A 14,173-nucleotide genomic window follows, 5' to 3' on the forward strand; every position below is an offset into this window, starting at 1 on the left:
TGTTGTCCACCAGCAGCCTACATGGCTAGTAGCGCCTCGCGCACGTTTTCCATCAGCCACATGGGCGTGCTGGTAGCCCCACAGATGCCGACGGACTGCCCTGGTTGAAATACATCGGCACGGAGCTCTTCTACCTTCGAAATGAAATGGGTATTAGGATTCGTGTCTTTACAAACCTGGTAGAGAACCTTACCATTGCTACTCTTCGTCCCGGATACAAATACAATCTGGTCGTACTGGGCCGCAAACTTACGCAAGTCCTTGTCCCGGTTGCTTACCTGCCGGCAGATAGTATCGTTGGGGTTGACCGAATAGCCGCGGTGCTCCAGCTCACCCTTGATGCGGTAAAAGCTGTCAGTGCTCTTCGTCGTCTGGCTATAGAGCGTGATATTGGCCGGCAACTCGTGACTGAGCAGCTCATCCAGGTTTTCGAACACGACGGCGTTGCCGCTGGTCTGCCCCAGCAGTCCGCGCACTTCGGCGTGACCGTGCTTGCCGTAGATAAAGATCTTCTCCTGCTTGTCGTAGCTGGTTTTGATTCGGTTTTGCAGCTTGAGCACCACCGGGCAAGAAGCATCAATCAGGATCAGGTCGTTTTCCAGGGCAGTCTGGTAGGTGCTGGGTGGCTCGCCGTGCGCCCGGATCAATACCTTTTCGTTACGCAAACCAGCAAAAGTGTCATAATCAATGATCCGCAAGCCGCGCTGTTCGAGGCGCTCTACTTCCTCGTCGTTATGCACAATGTCGCCAAGACAATATAGATAGCCCTGCTCATCGAGAATATCTTCCGCCATTTGAATGGCATAGATTACGCCGAAACAGAAGCCGGAATTGGGGTCAATACGGACGCTCAGGTGGTGCGACATAGCTCGGAAACCAAGGAAGCGGACGGAAAGTTATAGTTGGGCTTCACAGAGTATAGAAAGTACGGAATACCCGTAAGATACGGTTCTGGCTGAATACTAAGTTTCCGTATTCAGTACTCCAAACTAATCATCCTCTGCAGGGAAAGCATGTAGGCTTTACCCTAACACATCAACTTAACTTTAAGCCATTTAGTTTGCTTTCTACAATACTCGGAACCAGCTGTTTTGTTTCACTTTTTATGTCAAAAAGTTAAACAAAAATCATGTAAAAAATAAAAGAGCCGCTCTATATAGCAGAGCGGCTCTTTATCAAACAGAACCTGCGGTGGCAACTAGTTCCCGACGCGCGCCAGTTGCTGGGCTTCGGCGTCGCTGACATGGCCGCGGTTTACCAGAAAGTTGCGCACTGTCTGAAAAGCTTCCGCATCAAGCCCCGACTTGGGGTGCTTAAGCAGGGTTTGTACCAGCAATTGCCGGTCTTCGTCAACGTGCTGGCTTAAGCCTAAAAAGGAGGGTAAGTTGCTCTCAACGCTGAAGCGCAGAAAGCGGACCTCCGCACTGGTAGGGTCGAGGGCAACGGCCTGCTCGAACGTGCGACTGGCCGCTTGCACGTACGCGAGCTTATTGAACATAGAAGCGTCGCGGGCCCGGATGGCTTCGGCAGCCCCCTTATAGGCCAAAATCACAGCATCCTTATCGTTGTAGTCGGCCATGAGCTTGTAAAACTTCTCGCCGGCGTTTTTGTCGGCAGCGGCTTGCTCGTAGTGACGGCGCAGGGTGGGCAGGTGAAAGGGCGAGGATTCGGGCACAGCGGATATAAGGGTGAAAAGCGGAAAAAGAAACAGCAGAAAACGTTGCACGCGTTACAGAGTTCGTGGTCAGATAGCCCGGAGGCGATAACGGAAATACGAGCCCATAAGCAGTAAAAGTTTCGTATTATCGGGCACGCGCACCCGCTCTCCCAATATTCGTGCCGCCGGCAACTGCCGGATTTTGTGAAAAAGCTTCAGATAATACACGTAGGCTAGGTAAACGCCTAAGCGGGCAGCCCGCGGCAGCTGCATAATGCCCGCATAGCCAGCTTCGAAGTCGGCCCGGATATCGGCCTCGATGTCGCGCTTCACGGCATCATCAAACCGCTCGTACACGACACCGGGGAAATATACCCGGCCCCGCTCTTCGTAGTCGGAGCGGATATCGCGCAGGAAATTCACTTTTTGAAAGGCCGAGCCCAGTCGCCGGGCCGGCTCCCGCAACCGCTCAAACAAAGCCGCGTCGCCTTCACAGAAAATTCGCAGACACATCAGCCCTACTACTTCGGCCGATCCATAGATATACTCTTCGTACAGCGACTGGTGGTAGCTACGGTCTTCCAGGTCCATTTCCATGCTTTTCAGAAACGCATCAATAAACTCCCGGTCGATGCCATAGCGGCGCACCATGAGCTGGAAAGAGTGCAGTACCGGGCTCAAGCTAAAGCCGGTGGCCAGCGCCTCGTCTGTCTGCCGCTTAAAGTCCGCAAACAGAGCGGCTTTATCCTGGTCGTGAAACGTATCGACAATCTCATCGGCCCAGCGCACGAAGCCATACACGGCATACACCGGCAGGTGAAACCGAGGGTCGAGCGTGCGGATACCCAGCGTAAAAGAGGTACTGTAGCGCTTGGTAATCAGCTTGCTACAGGCCAGACTGGTTTGATCGAAGAGGGCAACGTGGTCCAAAAGAGGAGAGGTTGGGGTCAGGTAGGAAAAGGTACGAAACCGAAACAGGTTTTGTCAATTACGCGGTTGGCCAACTCAACAGTTTGCCTGCAGCTATAACCACCTTAGCACCTGCGGGTTTTAAATTTGACAGGCCAGAAGCGAGCAAAGCAACCAGCGTGAGCCCACTATTTCCGCCCACGCCCCTGCTCTTTCTCAACCTCACCAGCTACTACCTGGCCCGAAATCAGCGACGGTGGCACCCCGGGTCCGGGTACGGTAAGCTGGCCGGTGAAATAGAGGTTGCTGACTTTCTTGCTTTTCAGAGTAGGTTTCAGAATAGCCGTTTGCCGAAGCGTATTGGCCAGCCCGTAGGCGTTGCCTTTATAGCTGTGGTAGTCGGTTATAAAGTCGCGGTGGGCATAGCTGCGCTTATACACTACCGCGTCGCGGATGGTTTCTCCCACATGCTGCTCCAGCCGGTCCATGATCTGGTGGTAATACCGCTCCCGGGTTTCCTCAGGGTCGGCTAGGTCGGGAGCCACGGGAATGAGCAGGAACAGGTTTTCGCACCCTTCTGGCGCTACCGACGGGTCGGTTTGCGAAGGAGCCGACACGTAGAACAAGGGCTTGCTGGGCCACTGGGGCTGCTCGTAAATCTCGTGGGCGTGCTGCTGAAAGTCCTCGTCGAAAAACAGATTGTGGTGGCGCAGCTTGGGCAGGCGCTTATTGAGGCCCAGATAAAATAGCAAGGACGATGGAGCCATGGTGCGCTTGTCCCAGTAGGTTTCGTCGTAGTGCCGGTACTCGGGTTTGAGCAGGTGCTGCTCGGCGTGATGGTAGTCGGCCCCAGCCACGACGACGTCGGCGGCGCGGAAGCCCGCCGCGGTTTGCACGCCGGTAGCCCGGCCGTTTTCTACCACTATTTCCTGTACTTCCTGCTTGTACTCCAAGCTCACCCCTTGCTCCTGGGCCAGTTGCACCATGCCGAGCACAATCTGGTGCATGCCGCCTTTGGGGTACCACGTGCCCAGGGCCAGGTCGGCATAATTCATTAGCGAATACAGGGCCGGGGTGTTTTCGGAAGTTGCCCCCAGAAACAGAATCGGAAACTCGACCAGCTGCAGCAGTTTGGGGTTCTGGAAGAAACGACGCACGTGCGTATGCATGCTTTGCAGCACATCCATTCTCACCATATCGAGCAGCAGCTTGGGGTCGGCAAATTCCAGCAACGAACGACTGGGCGCGTACACCAGGCGGTTGATACCTACTTCGTACTTATAAGCAGCCTGTTTCAGAAATTCATCCAGGCGGGCGGCGCTGCCAGGCTCGTATTGCTCAAATAGCTGCCGTAGCTCGGCCATTTTCGCCGGGATGTCCACCGCGTCGCCGGGTCCGAACACCACTTGGTAGGACGGATCCAAGCGCACCAACTCGTAGTAATCGGCTACCCGCCGGCCAAAGCGGCCAAAGTATTTCTCGAACACGTCGGGCATCCAATACCAGCTCGGGCCCATGTCGAAGGTGAAGCCCTGGGCCTGAAAGACCCGGGCCCGGCCGCCGGGGCCCTCGTTTTTTTCAAGCACCGTAACGCGGTACCCGCGCTGGGCCAGAGAGGTAGCAGCCGAAAGCCCGGCAAAGCCGGCGCCGATGACGATAACGTGTTGGGAAGTAGTAGCGGAAGCCAATAGCCAAGGGAAAAGGTGGTGGCAAGCTACAAACCCGCTCCCAACTTTGTTTTGCCTAGCGGTTATCATTTAGCCGCTAGCCAACTCACCAACCTGCCCTCCGCCCCAAACCGAACCCGTTGTGGAGGCATGCGGCTGGCTCCAAAGCTCAGAATAACCTCTTCATTGGGCAGCACAGGTGTAGAGCCTAAGCTGTTTCTCAACGGGACAGCCTGTCTAACCCTAGTAGCGGCCATAGCCGCTGCATTTTAGATAGTTAAAAAAATTACGGGCCGCCAGCCGCTGAGCTTGTGCTCGGTGCTGACGGCCCGCATTACGCCCGGGCGCAAGTTGTATTCTCCCTATTCCCTACACGCCAGGGGCATAAACCTTCAGAGCATCTTTCAGCTCTTTGCGGGCTATATGTATCCGGTTTTTTACCGTACCGATGGGTATCTGCAGCTTCTCGGCAATTTCCAGATACTTATAGCCGATGTAGTACATCATAAACGGCGTCCGATAGTCAGCCGACAGGTTAGCAATAGCCTCGTTGATGTCCGTTACCACGAAATCGGAGGTTGCGCCGTTGTGCGTGATATAGTTTTCGTCGGTATTGAAATACTGAAAATACTCGGTGCTGTCAATATTGCTATTGCGCTTGGTAATCTTGTTATAGTTGTTAATGAAGGTGTTGCGCATGATGGTGTACAACCACGCCTTCAGGTTGGTGCCCGCCTTAAACTTGTCCTTGTTCAGCATGGCTTTGAGCAAAGTTTCCTGCACAAGGTCCTTCGCATCGTCAGCGTCGCGGGTCAGGTTCATGGCCACGGGCTTCAGGGAGTAAGAAATCTTTTGTACTTGATCGGTGAATTCCAAAGAGGTCATACTGTTTAGCTTTTCGTGGCAAAAGGTTAAACAAATATACGGGAACATTTAATTCTTGGTGCGCCTAGTTAAGAATATTTCTTAACTAGCTGACAATCATATGTTGGTACATTGATTGCGCGACCAAGGTACGAACCCCCTATCCGCCGCGGCTGATTTAATCTATAAATTCGGCTTGCCTCCTTATTCGAGAGTTAAACCTGAAGTTTTGCCCGTTAAAAAAGGCGAGGTTAGAACTCAAAAAAAGAGCGCAGCCCCGCACGGACCACGCTCCTGTTTAGCTTAAAAGCCATAATTTTCTACCTTTTTTGCCCGTTGCCTACGTCGGCGATACAAGCCAGGAAGTCTGTCATCAATCTGGGATTGATGGCATTATCTGGTAGCGTAAGGTTCTGGCAATTCATTAAGGGGCCATACAGAACCAGCGTACAATCACTACACTGCGTTGCCAGAGTACTGATGTAAGCCTGGACTTGGCTTCGGTCGGGTACGGCCGTGAGCACCGTGCATACGGCATGGGGCCGATAAGCTTTGTAGACGGCTTGTAACTCCGATTCCGGCAAGTTCTGTCCCAGGTACAACACATGATGAGCCCGGGCCCGCAAGGCGTAATTCATGAACAGCAGAGCAAGTTCGTGCAGCTCACCTTCGGGCAGAAACAACACCCAGCGCCGCGCTTGGCTGGGCTGCACCGGAGTTAGGGTGTCGATAGACGCCACAATTTTCTGACGGATCAGGTTCGTCACCAGATGTTCCTGCGCGGGGTTGATGCTGCCTGTTTGCCACAAAACGCCTATGCGCTGCAGGAACGGATAGGCGACGCGCATAATAGCGTCTTCAAACCCGAGTTGACGAATGGCACCACTCAGAAGCTTGTTTAACTGAGGCTCATCCATTTCGAGCGTAGCCGCCAGCAATCCGTTGATCTGCCGAGCATAATCATGGGGATTTTCGCAGCAGGAAATAACGGCTGAGGCCAGCTCCTGCTCACTGAGTTGGGCTACTTTGGAAATCCGGTGGCCTTGTCCGCACAGCGTGGCGACGTTCAGCAGGCGGCGCAAGTCGTCGTCGCAGTAGGTACGAATGTTGGTTTGGGTACGCACCGGCCGCAAAATACCGTAGCGCTGTTCCCACATGCGAATGGTATGCGCCTTGATACCGGAAATATTCTCCAGGTCGCTGATTGAAAAGTGTCCCACGATATCAGCCCTACGAGTTCGATGTAATAGTTATTTTTTTGCCCGTCCGACTTGGAGCGGGCTTACAGCGCGCTAGTTCAAAATACTTCGGCGACACCCAGAGCATCCCAAACTCTTCCGATCCGTCGCGGCCAGTGGTTTTGTGGTGCATTTTGTGGGCCATATTTAAGGCCCGCAAGTACTTGTTGCCGGATTTGCGCCAGAAGCGCAGTCGTCCGTGAATGAGTACATCGTGCACAAAAAAATACACGGCCCCATAGGCAGCAATGCCGATACCGACCCAGAATCGCCAATCCTTTTCAGCTGAACCGTACATAATGCCCGCCATGGAAAGGGCACCGTAGAACAGAAAGAAAAAATCGTTGCGCTCGAGGTGATGGGGATGCCGCACGTGGTGAGAACGGTGCAGAAACCATAAGGCACCATGTAGCACATATTTGTGCATAAACCACGCAACAAACTCCATTCCCAGAAAAGTAGCCGTCGTGACGGCCACGGCTGCCCACAAGGTCATACAGGAAGATTTTTTGGGTGGAAAAGGGGTGAAATTCGACTTATTTCCAAGACAAAGCTGCAGAAAGGCAAAAATGTTCTGACTTAACAGCCAGAACATTTTTGCAAGAGCGTTCTACTTACCTATTTACCGGAGAGCGTGGCGCTTTTTAAGTCTCCAGCCAGGACCTAATTGTCCCAGTTGATTTTCTCTTTGCTGAGAAACGCCGCAATGCCACGGCGGCAGTCGAGGGAGCCCCGGGCCTCCGCATTCATTTGGGCCGCATAGCGCAGACTGTCTTCCAAGGGCATTTCAGGAATCCGAGCCAGCATTTCCTTGGTCAGCTCCATGCTCTGCCCGGAGTTTTCGACGCACAAGCGGCGGGCAAATGCATACACTCGTTCTGCCAGTTCTTCTTTGGGCACCAGAAAATTGATCAGGCCAAAGTCGGCCGCCACCTGGGCCGAAATCACGTCGCCGGTAAGCAGGAGCTGCTTGGTGCGGGCCTCCCCTATTTTGCGCACCAGAAATACACTGACAATGGCGGGCAGAAAGCCGATTTTTACCTCGGTGTAGCCAAACTTGGCCTCGGGCACGGCAAACGCGAAGTCGCAGATAGTGGCCAGCCCGCAGCCGCCGGCCAAAGCATGCCCCTGGACCTGCCCAATTACGATTTTCTTCAGGGTGTAGATCTGGTGAAACAGCTGCATCAGGTGCGTGGAGTCAGCCAGATTATCGGTGTAGCCAAAGCCTTGCAGCTCCTGGATGTACGCCAGATCGGCGCCAGCGCAGAAGGCCGAGCCTTCGGCACGCAGCACAATAACTTTACAGGATTCGTCTTCTTCGGCAAACTCAAACGCCTCTTTCAGCTCCGATACTACGTCGTAGTTTAGGGCATTGCGTTTGTCGGGGCGGTTGAGCGTGATGTAGCCGATGGCGTCACGCGCTTCGTAGCGGATGTAGCGCAGCGCTTCAAGCTCCTGGGTAGGCATATTATCCATGACGGTCGTTGCAAGGCGGTGAGAAGCAGAGCTCTGCGCAAAAGAAAGCGACGCGGAGCAAAAACGGCGTTAGGTCGGCTGTAACCAAACGTAACAAAAATGGTGCTCTAAATAAACTATATAGCGAATTCCGCCCCTATTCGGTTTCGACCAGTGCCCCGGGCAAGCCTACCAACGGGCGGGGCCGGATGATGAACGCCCCCTTACTGGTTACATCATAGGTCTGAAAGCCAGCCGCTTGGAGCAAAGAGTCCTGTTTGGCAACGTACCAGGACTTGCAAGAAGAATCGAAAACTATTCGTGCTTTTTTCCCAAAAAGCTGAGCTAACACGTTGGTTTTCACCCAGGCATTACGACGGAGCACCACCACGTCGACGGGGCTGGCTGCCCGAGCCCCATCCACTGGGCCCGCGACGAAGGCCAGCCGGATGCCCCGCCACACTGCTACCACGACATGGGGAGTAGGCTGGGCGGTGGGCATCGGAGCTGTGCGCCAGCCCAGGTGGTAGTTTACGCGTTGGGCCTCGCGCTGAATAAGGCCGGGCACAATGCGGTACGTGCGCTCGGTTTCTGACAGAGGCAATGAATCGACAGTAACAATGTGGGCGGCAGCTCCTTGCCAAAATCCGCAGGCCGAGCGGCGCGGAATACTGTAAATAATCAGTTCCTCGTCGGTAGTGAGCGCCTGGGCGGCCCCAACGCGGCTGCCGGCAAACAGGGCCATCAACCCACAGGCCAGCCCGAGCCAGGGCAGCCGCTTCAGGGCCAGAAAGGTGAGCAGCGCCAGAATAATGGCAAATATCAGCCAGGCCTGCGGGGGCGTTACGTGAATACCCGTAATCAGCGCGCCGGGCATGGTGCGGCCGATCCAGAAGATGTATTCATTAAATATCAGAATCATTTTCTCAAACACCCAGGCAATGAGTCGGGGCAGCCAGTCGAGCCAACTCAGTACCGTAGCCGGAACTACTAACCCCAGAACAGCGACCAGTCCTTTAGCGGCCAATAGGCCAACACCCACAAACACCGCCAGCGAGGAAATAGGAACCGCGACTAAATTGGAAGCCAAAAAGCTGAGCGGAAACTGGTGGAAGTAAAATAAGCCGAGCGGAAACGTGGCTACCTGCGCCGCCAAGGAAAGAGCCGTAGCCTGCCAAATCCAGTCGGCGGACCAGCCCCCGGCTTGCCACAGCTTTTGCACGGCTTTCGGCTGCCAGGGCCGAATCCGGGCCGCCGCTTTGTCCTTAAAATCCAGCCAGGCGGCAATTTGCGGCTGCAGATACACAATGCTGAGGACCGCCAGAAAGGAAAGCTGAAACCCGACATCCGCCAGCAGATACGGGTCGTAGCACAGCAGGCAGAAGGCGGCCACGGCCAGGGTGTTGTACATATTGCTTTGCCGGCCGGTGGCCCGCGCTACAATAATAAAGCTGAACATGACGGCGGCCCGCAGCACCGAAGCCGACAGGCCGGTGAGGAAGGCGTAGCTCCAGATAACGACCAGCCCTACCCCCGCCGACCAGTACCGAAACCCGCGGGTGCCCCCGAAAAAGCGTTTCAGCACCCAGGTTACCAGCGTGAACAGCAAGCCCACCTGCAGGCCCGACACGGCCATGATGTGCGTAGTACCGGTATTGGCGTAGGCTTGCTTGGTGTCCTGATCTACCTCGTCCTTGATACCCAGTACCAGCGCCGAGGCCAGTGCATATTCCCGCTTCTGCTGCACATACTGCCGGAAAACTCCATCCAATACCCGGGCAGCGCGCATGCTGATGGCTTTTACATAGCTGGGGGGCTGCACAGCAATGCGGCGGAACTGGTCGGCATGTATAAACTGCTGATGGTAGACCTGGTGGTAGCTTAGGTAGCGGCGGTAATCAAATTCGCCCGGATTGAGCGGGGCTTTGGCCCGAGCGGGCCCGCCGCGCACTAGCCATACGTCGCCATACTGAGGCGCCGCCACGCCCGAGTCGCGCGGAATAGAAACCCGGATGCCCCCCAGCGCCGGCCGCCACCGCCCGGCAATACGCACCGCCGACACCCGCACCGTGGTAGCGTAGGTAGCCGGCCGCACCACGGTATAGTCGTCGACTACGGCGCGGTAGAATTCCACCGAACCCGGCAGCTGACTTACATGCTCCGCCCGGCGCGTTTCAGTGGCTTGCTGCGTAAGAGCCAGTCCGGCCACAAACAGGCAACAGAGGGCTACCGCTCCCGCCGCATCGGTAGGGCCAGGGGCAGGCTGGCGGTTGGCCCAGGTTTGCAGCCCAATAAACAGGCCCGTGAAACCGGCCAGTGGCCAGCGTAAATCAGGCAGGTCGGCGCCGTAGTAGAAGTAGGTTAGCACACCAGCGGCCAGGGCCAGAAAAAGGCGCACGAATGCATGAGGAGCCCATTGTATCATACTTTCAACCCGAATACTATAACCTAACTAACAGTTGGGTAAGCTGCACAAAATCCGGCATAAAACCTTGTTTGGCGTACGCCCGGCAATAAAAAGCCCTTTCCGCCACGGGTGGCGAAAAGGGCGTAAGCCAATCGGTCAGATAACGTGGCCTGTTCGACGAAGCCCGACAGCTCCGCCGTACTACGACAAGGCAGTATCAGGCAGGCACCGGCGTTGTCCACACCATCTTAAAATGCTCGATGTCACACTCCGTAAACTGGTCGCCGACTTTGCGGAAACCGTGCCGCTCGTAGAAAGGAATTGCCCGTAGTTGGGCGTTCAGGTAAACGGTAGCCGCAGGATGCGCCGCCTGCACATCCTCCAGCACCCGTTTGAGCAGCACGCTGCCGACGGCCTGGTTACGAAACTCCTGGAGCACGGCGAAGCGCTCCAGCTTCACACCGTTGTCGGTGGTGCGCCAGCGGGCAGCCCCACAAGGCGTACCGTCGGCGGTTCGGGCCAGGTAATGGCGGGCGTCGGTACGGTCATGAATGTCGTACTCGGCATCGGCGGGTACGCCTTGCTCGTGCACGAAGACGGTTTCGCGGATGGTAAAAGCGGCGTCGAGGTCGCGCAGGTCGGAAACGGGCTCAGCGGTAATCATGAGTAGCAGAAAGGTAGGAAGCAGGAAAGTAACGCAACCACAAAGTAAGCCAATGGGTGAAAACAAAAGAGCCACCCGCGCTGCCGGTGGCTCTTTGGAAACAAGCAGCACTCAACTTGCCTTACAGCTGCTGCTCCCGATTTACGGGCAGGTCCTTCATGCCATCATCCTCGGGACGGGCATCGGGGTGGCGGGCCGGGTCGGGAGCCTGGGCCGGGCTGGAGGAACGGTAGGGCCGGGCCTCGCGCACGGGCCGGTTGGCCTGGTCGCGCTGCTCCTGCACATCGTGCCGGTCGTAGGCCACCACGATTTCCTTGACCAGGCGGTGGCGCACTACGTCGTCGGCACTCATTTCCACGAAACCGATACCGCGCACGTCCTTCAGGATGTCCAGGGCCTGCATCAAGCCGGATTTCTGCTTGGTGGGCAGGTCAATCTGGCTCCGGTCCCCGTTCACCATTACCTTGGCCGTAGGACCCATGCGGGTCAAGAACATCTTCAGCTGGGAAGGCGTCGTGTTCTGAGCCTCGTCCAGGAGTACGAAGGCGTTGTTGAGCGTGCGGCCGCGCATGTAAGCCAGCGGAGCAATTTCAATGATCTTGTTTTCCTGGTAGAACTTCAGCTTTTCGGCCGGAATCATGTCTTCCAGAGCGTCGTAGATTGGGCGCAGATAAGGATCAACCTTTTCCTTCATATCACCGGGCAAAAAGCCCAGGCTTTCGCCGGCTTCCACCACGGGACGGGAAATGATGATTTTCTTAACCTCTTTGTTCTTCAACGCCCGCACGGCCAGGGCCACCGAAATGTAGGTCTTGCCGGTACCGGCCGGCCCGAGGGCAAACACCAAGTCATTTTTCATCACCGCGTCCACCAGCTTCTGCTGATTCGGGGTTTTGGCCTTGATTACGCCGCCCTTGGCCCCGAATACAATGACATCGGCGGGCGAGGTCATGGCAATCTGCCGTTCCTCCATTTCGTCGTCGGCGGAAGCCAGGTACTGCGAAACGGTTCTGTCCGTGATTTGCCCGAATTGGTGATAATGTTCGATTAGGGACGACAGGATTTCATTGATCCTGGCAATTACGGGCGTCTGCCCCTGAATCTTAATTTCGTTGCCTCGCGAAATGATCTTGCTGCCGGGAAAGGCCGCGGCCAGCTGGCGGATGTTCTGATTGTCGGGTCCGAGGAAGTCGACAAGAGAGACGTTTTCGAGCGTGATGATTTTCTCGACCAAACTGTAGTTGCTTTTAAGCTGAGAGAGTTAGAGAATGCTGCGGGCGAAAGGGCGGCGGGTTCCGTCCAAATCGCCTACTTTTGCCGCCCCTAGACAGGGTAAACAATAGTACGAAGAACTGAGAAATTCCGGCATGGGGCTGATTACGTTTCTGTCCGACTTTGGATACCGCGACCATTATGTGGCCGCGGTGAAAGCACGGATTATGCAGCTGGCGCCCACCCAACCGGTTCTGGACATCAGCCACGCTGTCGAACCCTTTAACATCGCGCACGCCTTACACGTTCTCGATTCTGTATTTCGGGACTTCCCCAAGGGCACCGTACACCTGGTGGGCGTTAATGACCACGGCGGTAACAAGGGCAGCTGGCAGGCCGCTTTATTTGAGGATCATTACTTCGTAGCTGCCAACAACGGCCTGCTTGCGTTGCTCACCGACGGCAAGCCGGAAGAATTAGTTCAGATACCGGCTCCATCTAGTTCCTCCCCCACTCGCGACATTCTGGCCCCCGCCGCGGTACACCTGGCCCAAGGCGGCCTGCTGGCCGACCTGGGCCCGGCCGCCACCGACTCGTATCAGCTCCTGAACCGGCAGCTGCGCCTACAGGATAACCGCATTACCGGCCACGTCATTCACGTGGATCATTATGGCAATCTGATTACCAACATCAGCCGCACGGCCCTGGAAGTTATCGGCCGGGGGCGGTCCTGCACCATTCACTTTGCCCGCGAAACCGTGCGTGACATTGCCCCTCACTTCCAAGCAGCCGACCCCGGTGATGCCGTCTGTATTTTCAATAGCCAAGACCGACTCTGTATTGGGGTAAACCAAGGCAACGCGGCAGAATTGCTGGGGCTTTACTTCGACTCGCAAGTAGATATTCGCTTTCCCACCGAAAGTTAATCATACAGCTTTAGATGCTTAACCCCCCTCTAATAGGTTTAAAAAGGCATATTTTTATTGTTTAATTATTATGTTAAATAACGCAAGCCATTCTGTCACCTCCTTCCTTTGGTTCTTATCCTCGTCTCTTGCCTTATGCTAACTCGTATTGTGCGCATGGCTTTCCAGCCGGAAAAAGTAGCCGATTTCCTGGCCATATTCCGGGACTCGGAAGATAAAATTCGGAATATGCCCGGCTGCCGGCACTTGGAGTTGTGGCAGGATGCGGACCAGCCCACTGTTTACTGCACTCACAGTCGCTGGGACTCGGCGGCCGACCTGGATAATTACCGCCGCTCGGCGCTGTTTGGCCAGGTATGGCCGGCCACCAAAGCTTTATTTGCCGCCCCGCCCCTGGCTTTCTCCGTATATCCGGCGGGCGTGGAGTCTTCCCTTTCTTCCCTGCCTGCTTCTCAATGAGTCCTGACTACTTCGAATTTTACGGCCTGCCGGAATCTTTCCTGCCTAATGCCGCCAGCTTGAAAAGCAAATACTACGCCTTGAGCCGGGAATACCATCCCGACTTCCATGCCACGGCTACCCCGGCACGACAGCAGGAAATCCTGCAGTTGGCCACCCTTAACACCAACGCCTACCGCACCCTCTCCGACCCCGATCTTCGGATGGCCTATATCCTGAACCGGCACGGCCTGTTGGAAGAAGGCAAACAGGAACTCCCCCCAGACTTCCTGATGGAAGTAATGGAGCTGAACGAGCAGCTGATGGAACTGGAGTTTGAGCCCGACCCCGTAGCTGTCAAGCGGGTAGAACAAGAAACGCAGGAACTGACCGCGACGCTCGACGCGGGTATTGCACCGGTTCTGGCTGGCTATGAGGGCTTACCGCTTGATGTGCGCCCACAGGCGCTGCAGCAAATCCGCACCTACTATCTGAAAAAGCGGTATTTGTTGCGTATTCACGAAAGTCTCGCTAAGTTTGCAACCCGTTCCTGACCTACCGACACGAACGGCTAGAAATGCCCAGATGGCGGAATCGGTAGACGCGTCGGTCTCAAACACCGATATCGAAAGATGTGCCGGTTCGACCCCGGCTCTGGGTACTTGCTAGCGTTAAAAGCGCTACATCAAGCAAGCCTCAAAAGCTGCCTATCTGTTCGCAGATGCAGGTTTTGAGG

The 14,173-nt window shown here is 55.5% G+C and carries 14 protein-coding genes and 1 tRNA gene; 4 read left to right on the forward strand and 11 right to left on the reverse strand.

Annotated features, from left to right (window positions below; translation table 11 throughout):
• Positions 1–17: 17 nt before the first annotated feature.
• From E5K02_RS08675 to E5K02_RS08725, 11 genes are all read right to left on the reverse strand, one after another.
• Complete coding sequence (locus E5K02_RS08675; RefSeq protein ID WP_135394036.1) at positions 18–866, reverse strand: 4-hydroxy-3-methylbut-2-enyl diphosphate reductase; 849 nt, start codon at positions 864–866, stop codon at positions 18–20.
• A 332-nt stretch (positions 867–1,198) separates the two neighbouring features.
• Positions 1,199–1,726: a hypothetical protein gene (locus E5K02_RS08680; protein ID WP_167856330.1), complete on the reverse strand. Its 528-nt coding sequence runs from the start codon at positions 1,724–1,726 to the stop codon at positions 1,199–1,201.
• 18 nt (positions 1,727–1,744) lie between these two features.
• Complete coding sequence (locus E5K02_RS08685; RefSeq protein WP_135394040.1) at positions 1,745–2,587, reverse strand: phytoene/squalene synthase family protein; 843 nt, start codon at positions 2,585–2,587, stop codon at positions 1,745–1,747.
• Positions 2,588–2,754: 167 nt separating this feature from the next.
• A complete protein-coding gene (locus E5K02_RS08690) occupies positions 2,755–4,254 on the reverse strand; it encodes a phytoene desaturase family protein (RefSeq protein ID WP_240737206.1) in 1,500 nt (499 codons plus the stop codon).
• Between the two features lie 348 nt (positions 4,255–4,602).
• Positions 4,603–5,118, reverse strand: a complete 516-nt coding sequence (locus E5K02_RS08695; protein WP_135394044.1) for a sigma-70 family RNA polymerase sigma factor — start codon at positions 5,116–5,118, stop codon at positions 4,603–4,605.
• 299 nt (positions 5,119–5,417) lie between these two features.
• Complete coding sequence (locus E5K02_RS08700; RefSeq protein WP_135394046.1) at positions 5,418–6,317, reverse strand: MerR family transcriptional regulator; 900 nt, start codon at positions 6,315–6,317, stop codon at positions 5,418–5,420.
• A gap of 10 nt (positions 6,318–6,327) precedes the next feature.
• The gene (locus E5K02_RS08705) at positions 6,328–6,930 is read right to left on the reverse strand and encodes a sterol desaturase family protein (protein WP_240737207.1); all 603 of its coding nucleotides are present in this window, start codon (positions 6,928–6,930) and stop codon (positions 6,328–6,330) included.
• A 68-nt stretch (positions 6,931–6,998) separates the two neighbouring features.
• A complete protein-coding gene (locus E5K02_RS08710; protein WP_135394048.1) occupies positions 6,999–7,811 on the reverse strand; it encodes an enoyl-CoA hydratase/isomerase family protein in 813 nt (270 codons plus the stop codon).
• A gap of 136 nt (positions 7,812–7,947) precedes the next feature.
• A complete protein-coding gene (locus tag E5K02_RS08715; protein WP_167856331.1) occupies positions 7,948–10,188 on the reverse strand; it encodes a ComEC/Rec2 family competence protein in 2,241 nt (746 codons plus the stop codon).
• Positions 10,189–10,414: 226 nt separating this feature from the next.
• A complete protein-coding gene (locus E5K02_RS08720) occupies positions 10,415–10,861 on the reverse strand; it encodes a GNAT family N-acetyltransferase (protein WP_135394052.1) in 447 nt (148 codons plus the stop codon).
• Positions 10,862–10,982: 121 nt separating this feature from the next.
• Entirely contained in the window at positions 10,983–12,095 is a 1,113-nt protein-coding gene (locus E5K02_RS08725) for a PhoH family protein (protein ID WP_135394054.1), read from the reverse strand.
• Positions 12,096–12,228: 133 nt separating this feature from the next.
• On the opposite strand from E5K02_RS08725, the gene E5K02_RS08730 reads away from it, so the two are divergent.
• The 4 genes from E5K02_RS08730 (at position 12,229) to E5K02_RS08745 (ending at position 14,098) form a co-directional block, all read left to right on the forward strand.
• The gene (locus E5K02_RS08730) at positions 12,229–12,999 is read left to right on the forward strand and encodes an SAM hydrolase/SAM-dependent halogenase family protein (protein ID WP_135394056.1); all 771 of its coding nucleotides are present in this window, start codon (positions 12,229–12,231) and stop codon (positions 12,997–12,999) included.
• 135 nt (positions 13,000–13,134) lie between these two features.
• Entirely contained in the window at positions 13,135–13,458 is a 324-nt protein-coding gene (locus E5K02_RS08735; RefSeq protein WP_135394058.1) for a putative quinol monooxygenase, read from the forward strand.
• Positions 13,455–13,991, forward strand: a complete 537-nt coding sequence (locus E5K02_RS08740) for an iron-sulfur cluster co-chaperone HscB C-terminal domain-containing protein (protein ID WP_135394060.1) — start codon at positions 13,455–13,457, stop codon at positions 13,989–13,991. The genes E5K02_RS08735 and E5K02_RS08740 overlap by 4 nt, the downstream gene beginning before the upstream one ends.
• 25 nt (positions 13,992–14,016) lie before the next feature.
• Positions 14,017–14,098: transfer RNA gene (locus tag E5K02_RS08745), tRNA-Leu, on the forward strand.
• Positions 14,099–14,173: the final 75 nt, after the last annotated feature.

Source organism: Hymenobacter metallicola, assembly GCF_004745645.1.
GTDB classification, from domain to species: Bacteria; Bacteroidota; Bacteroidia; order Cytophagales; family Hymenobacteraceae; genus Hymenobacter; species Hymenobacter metallicola.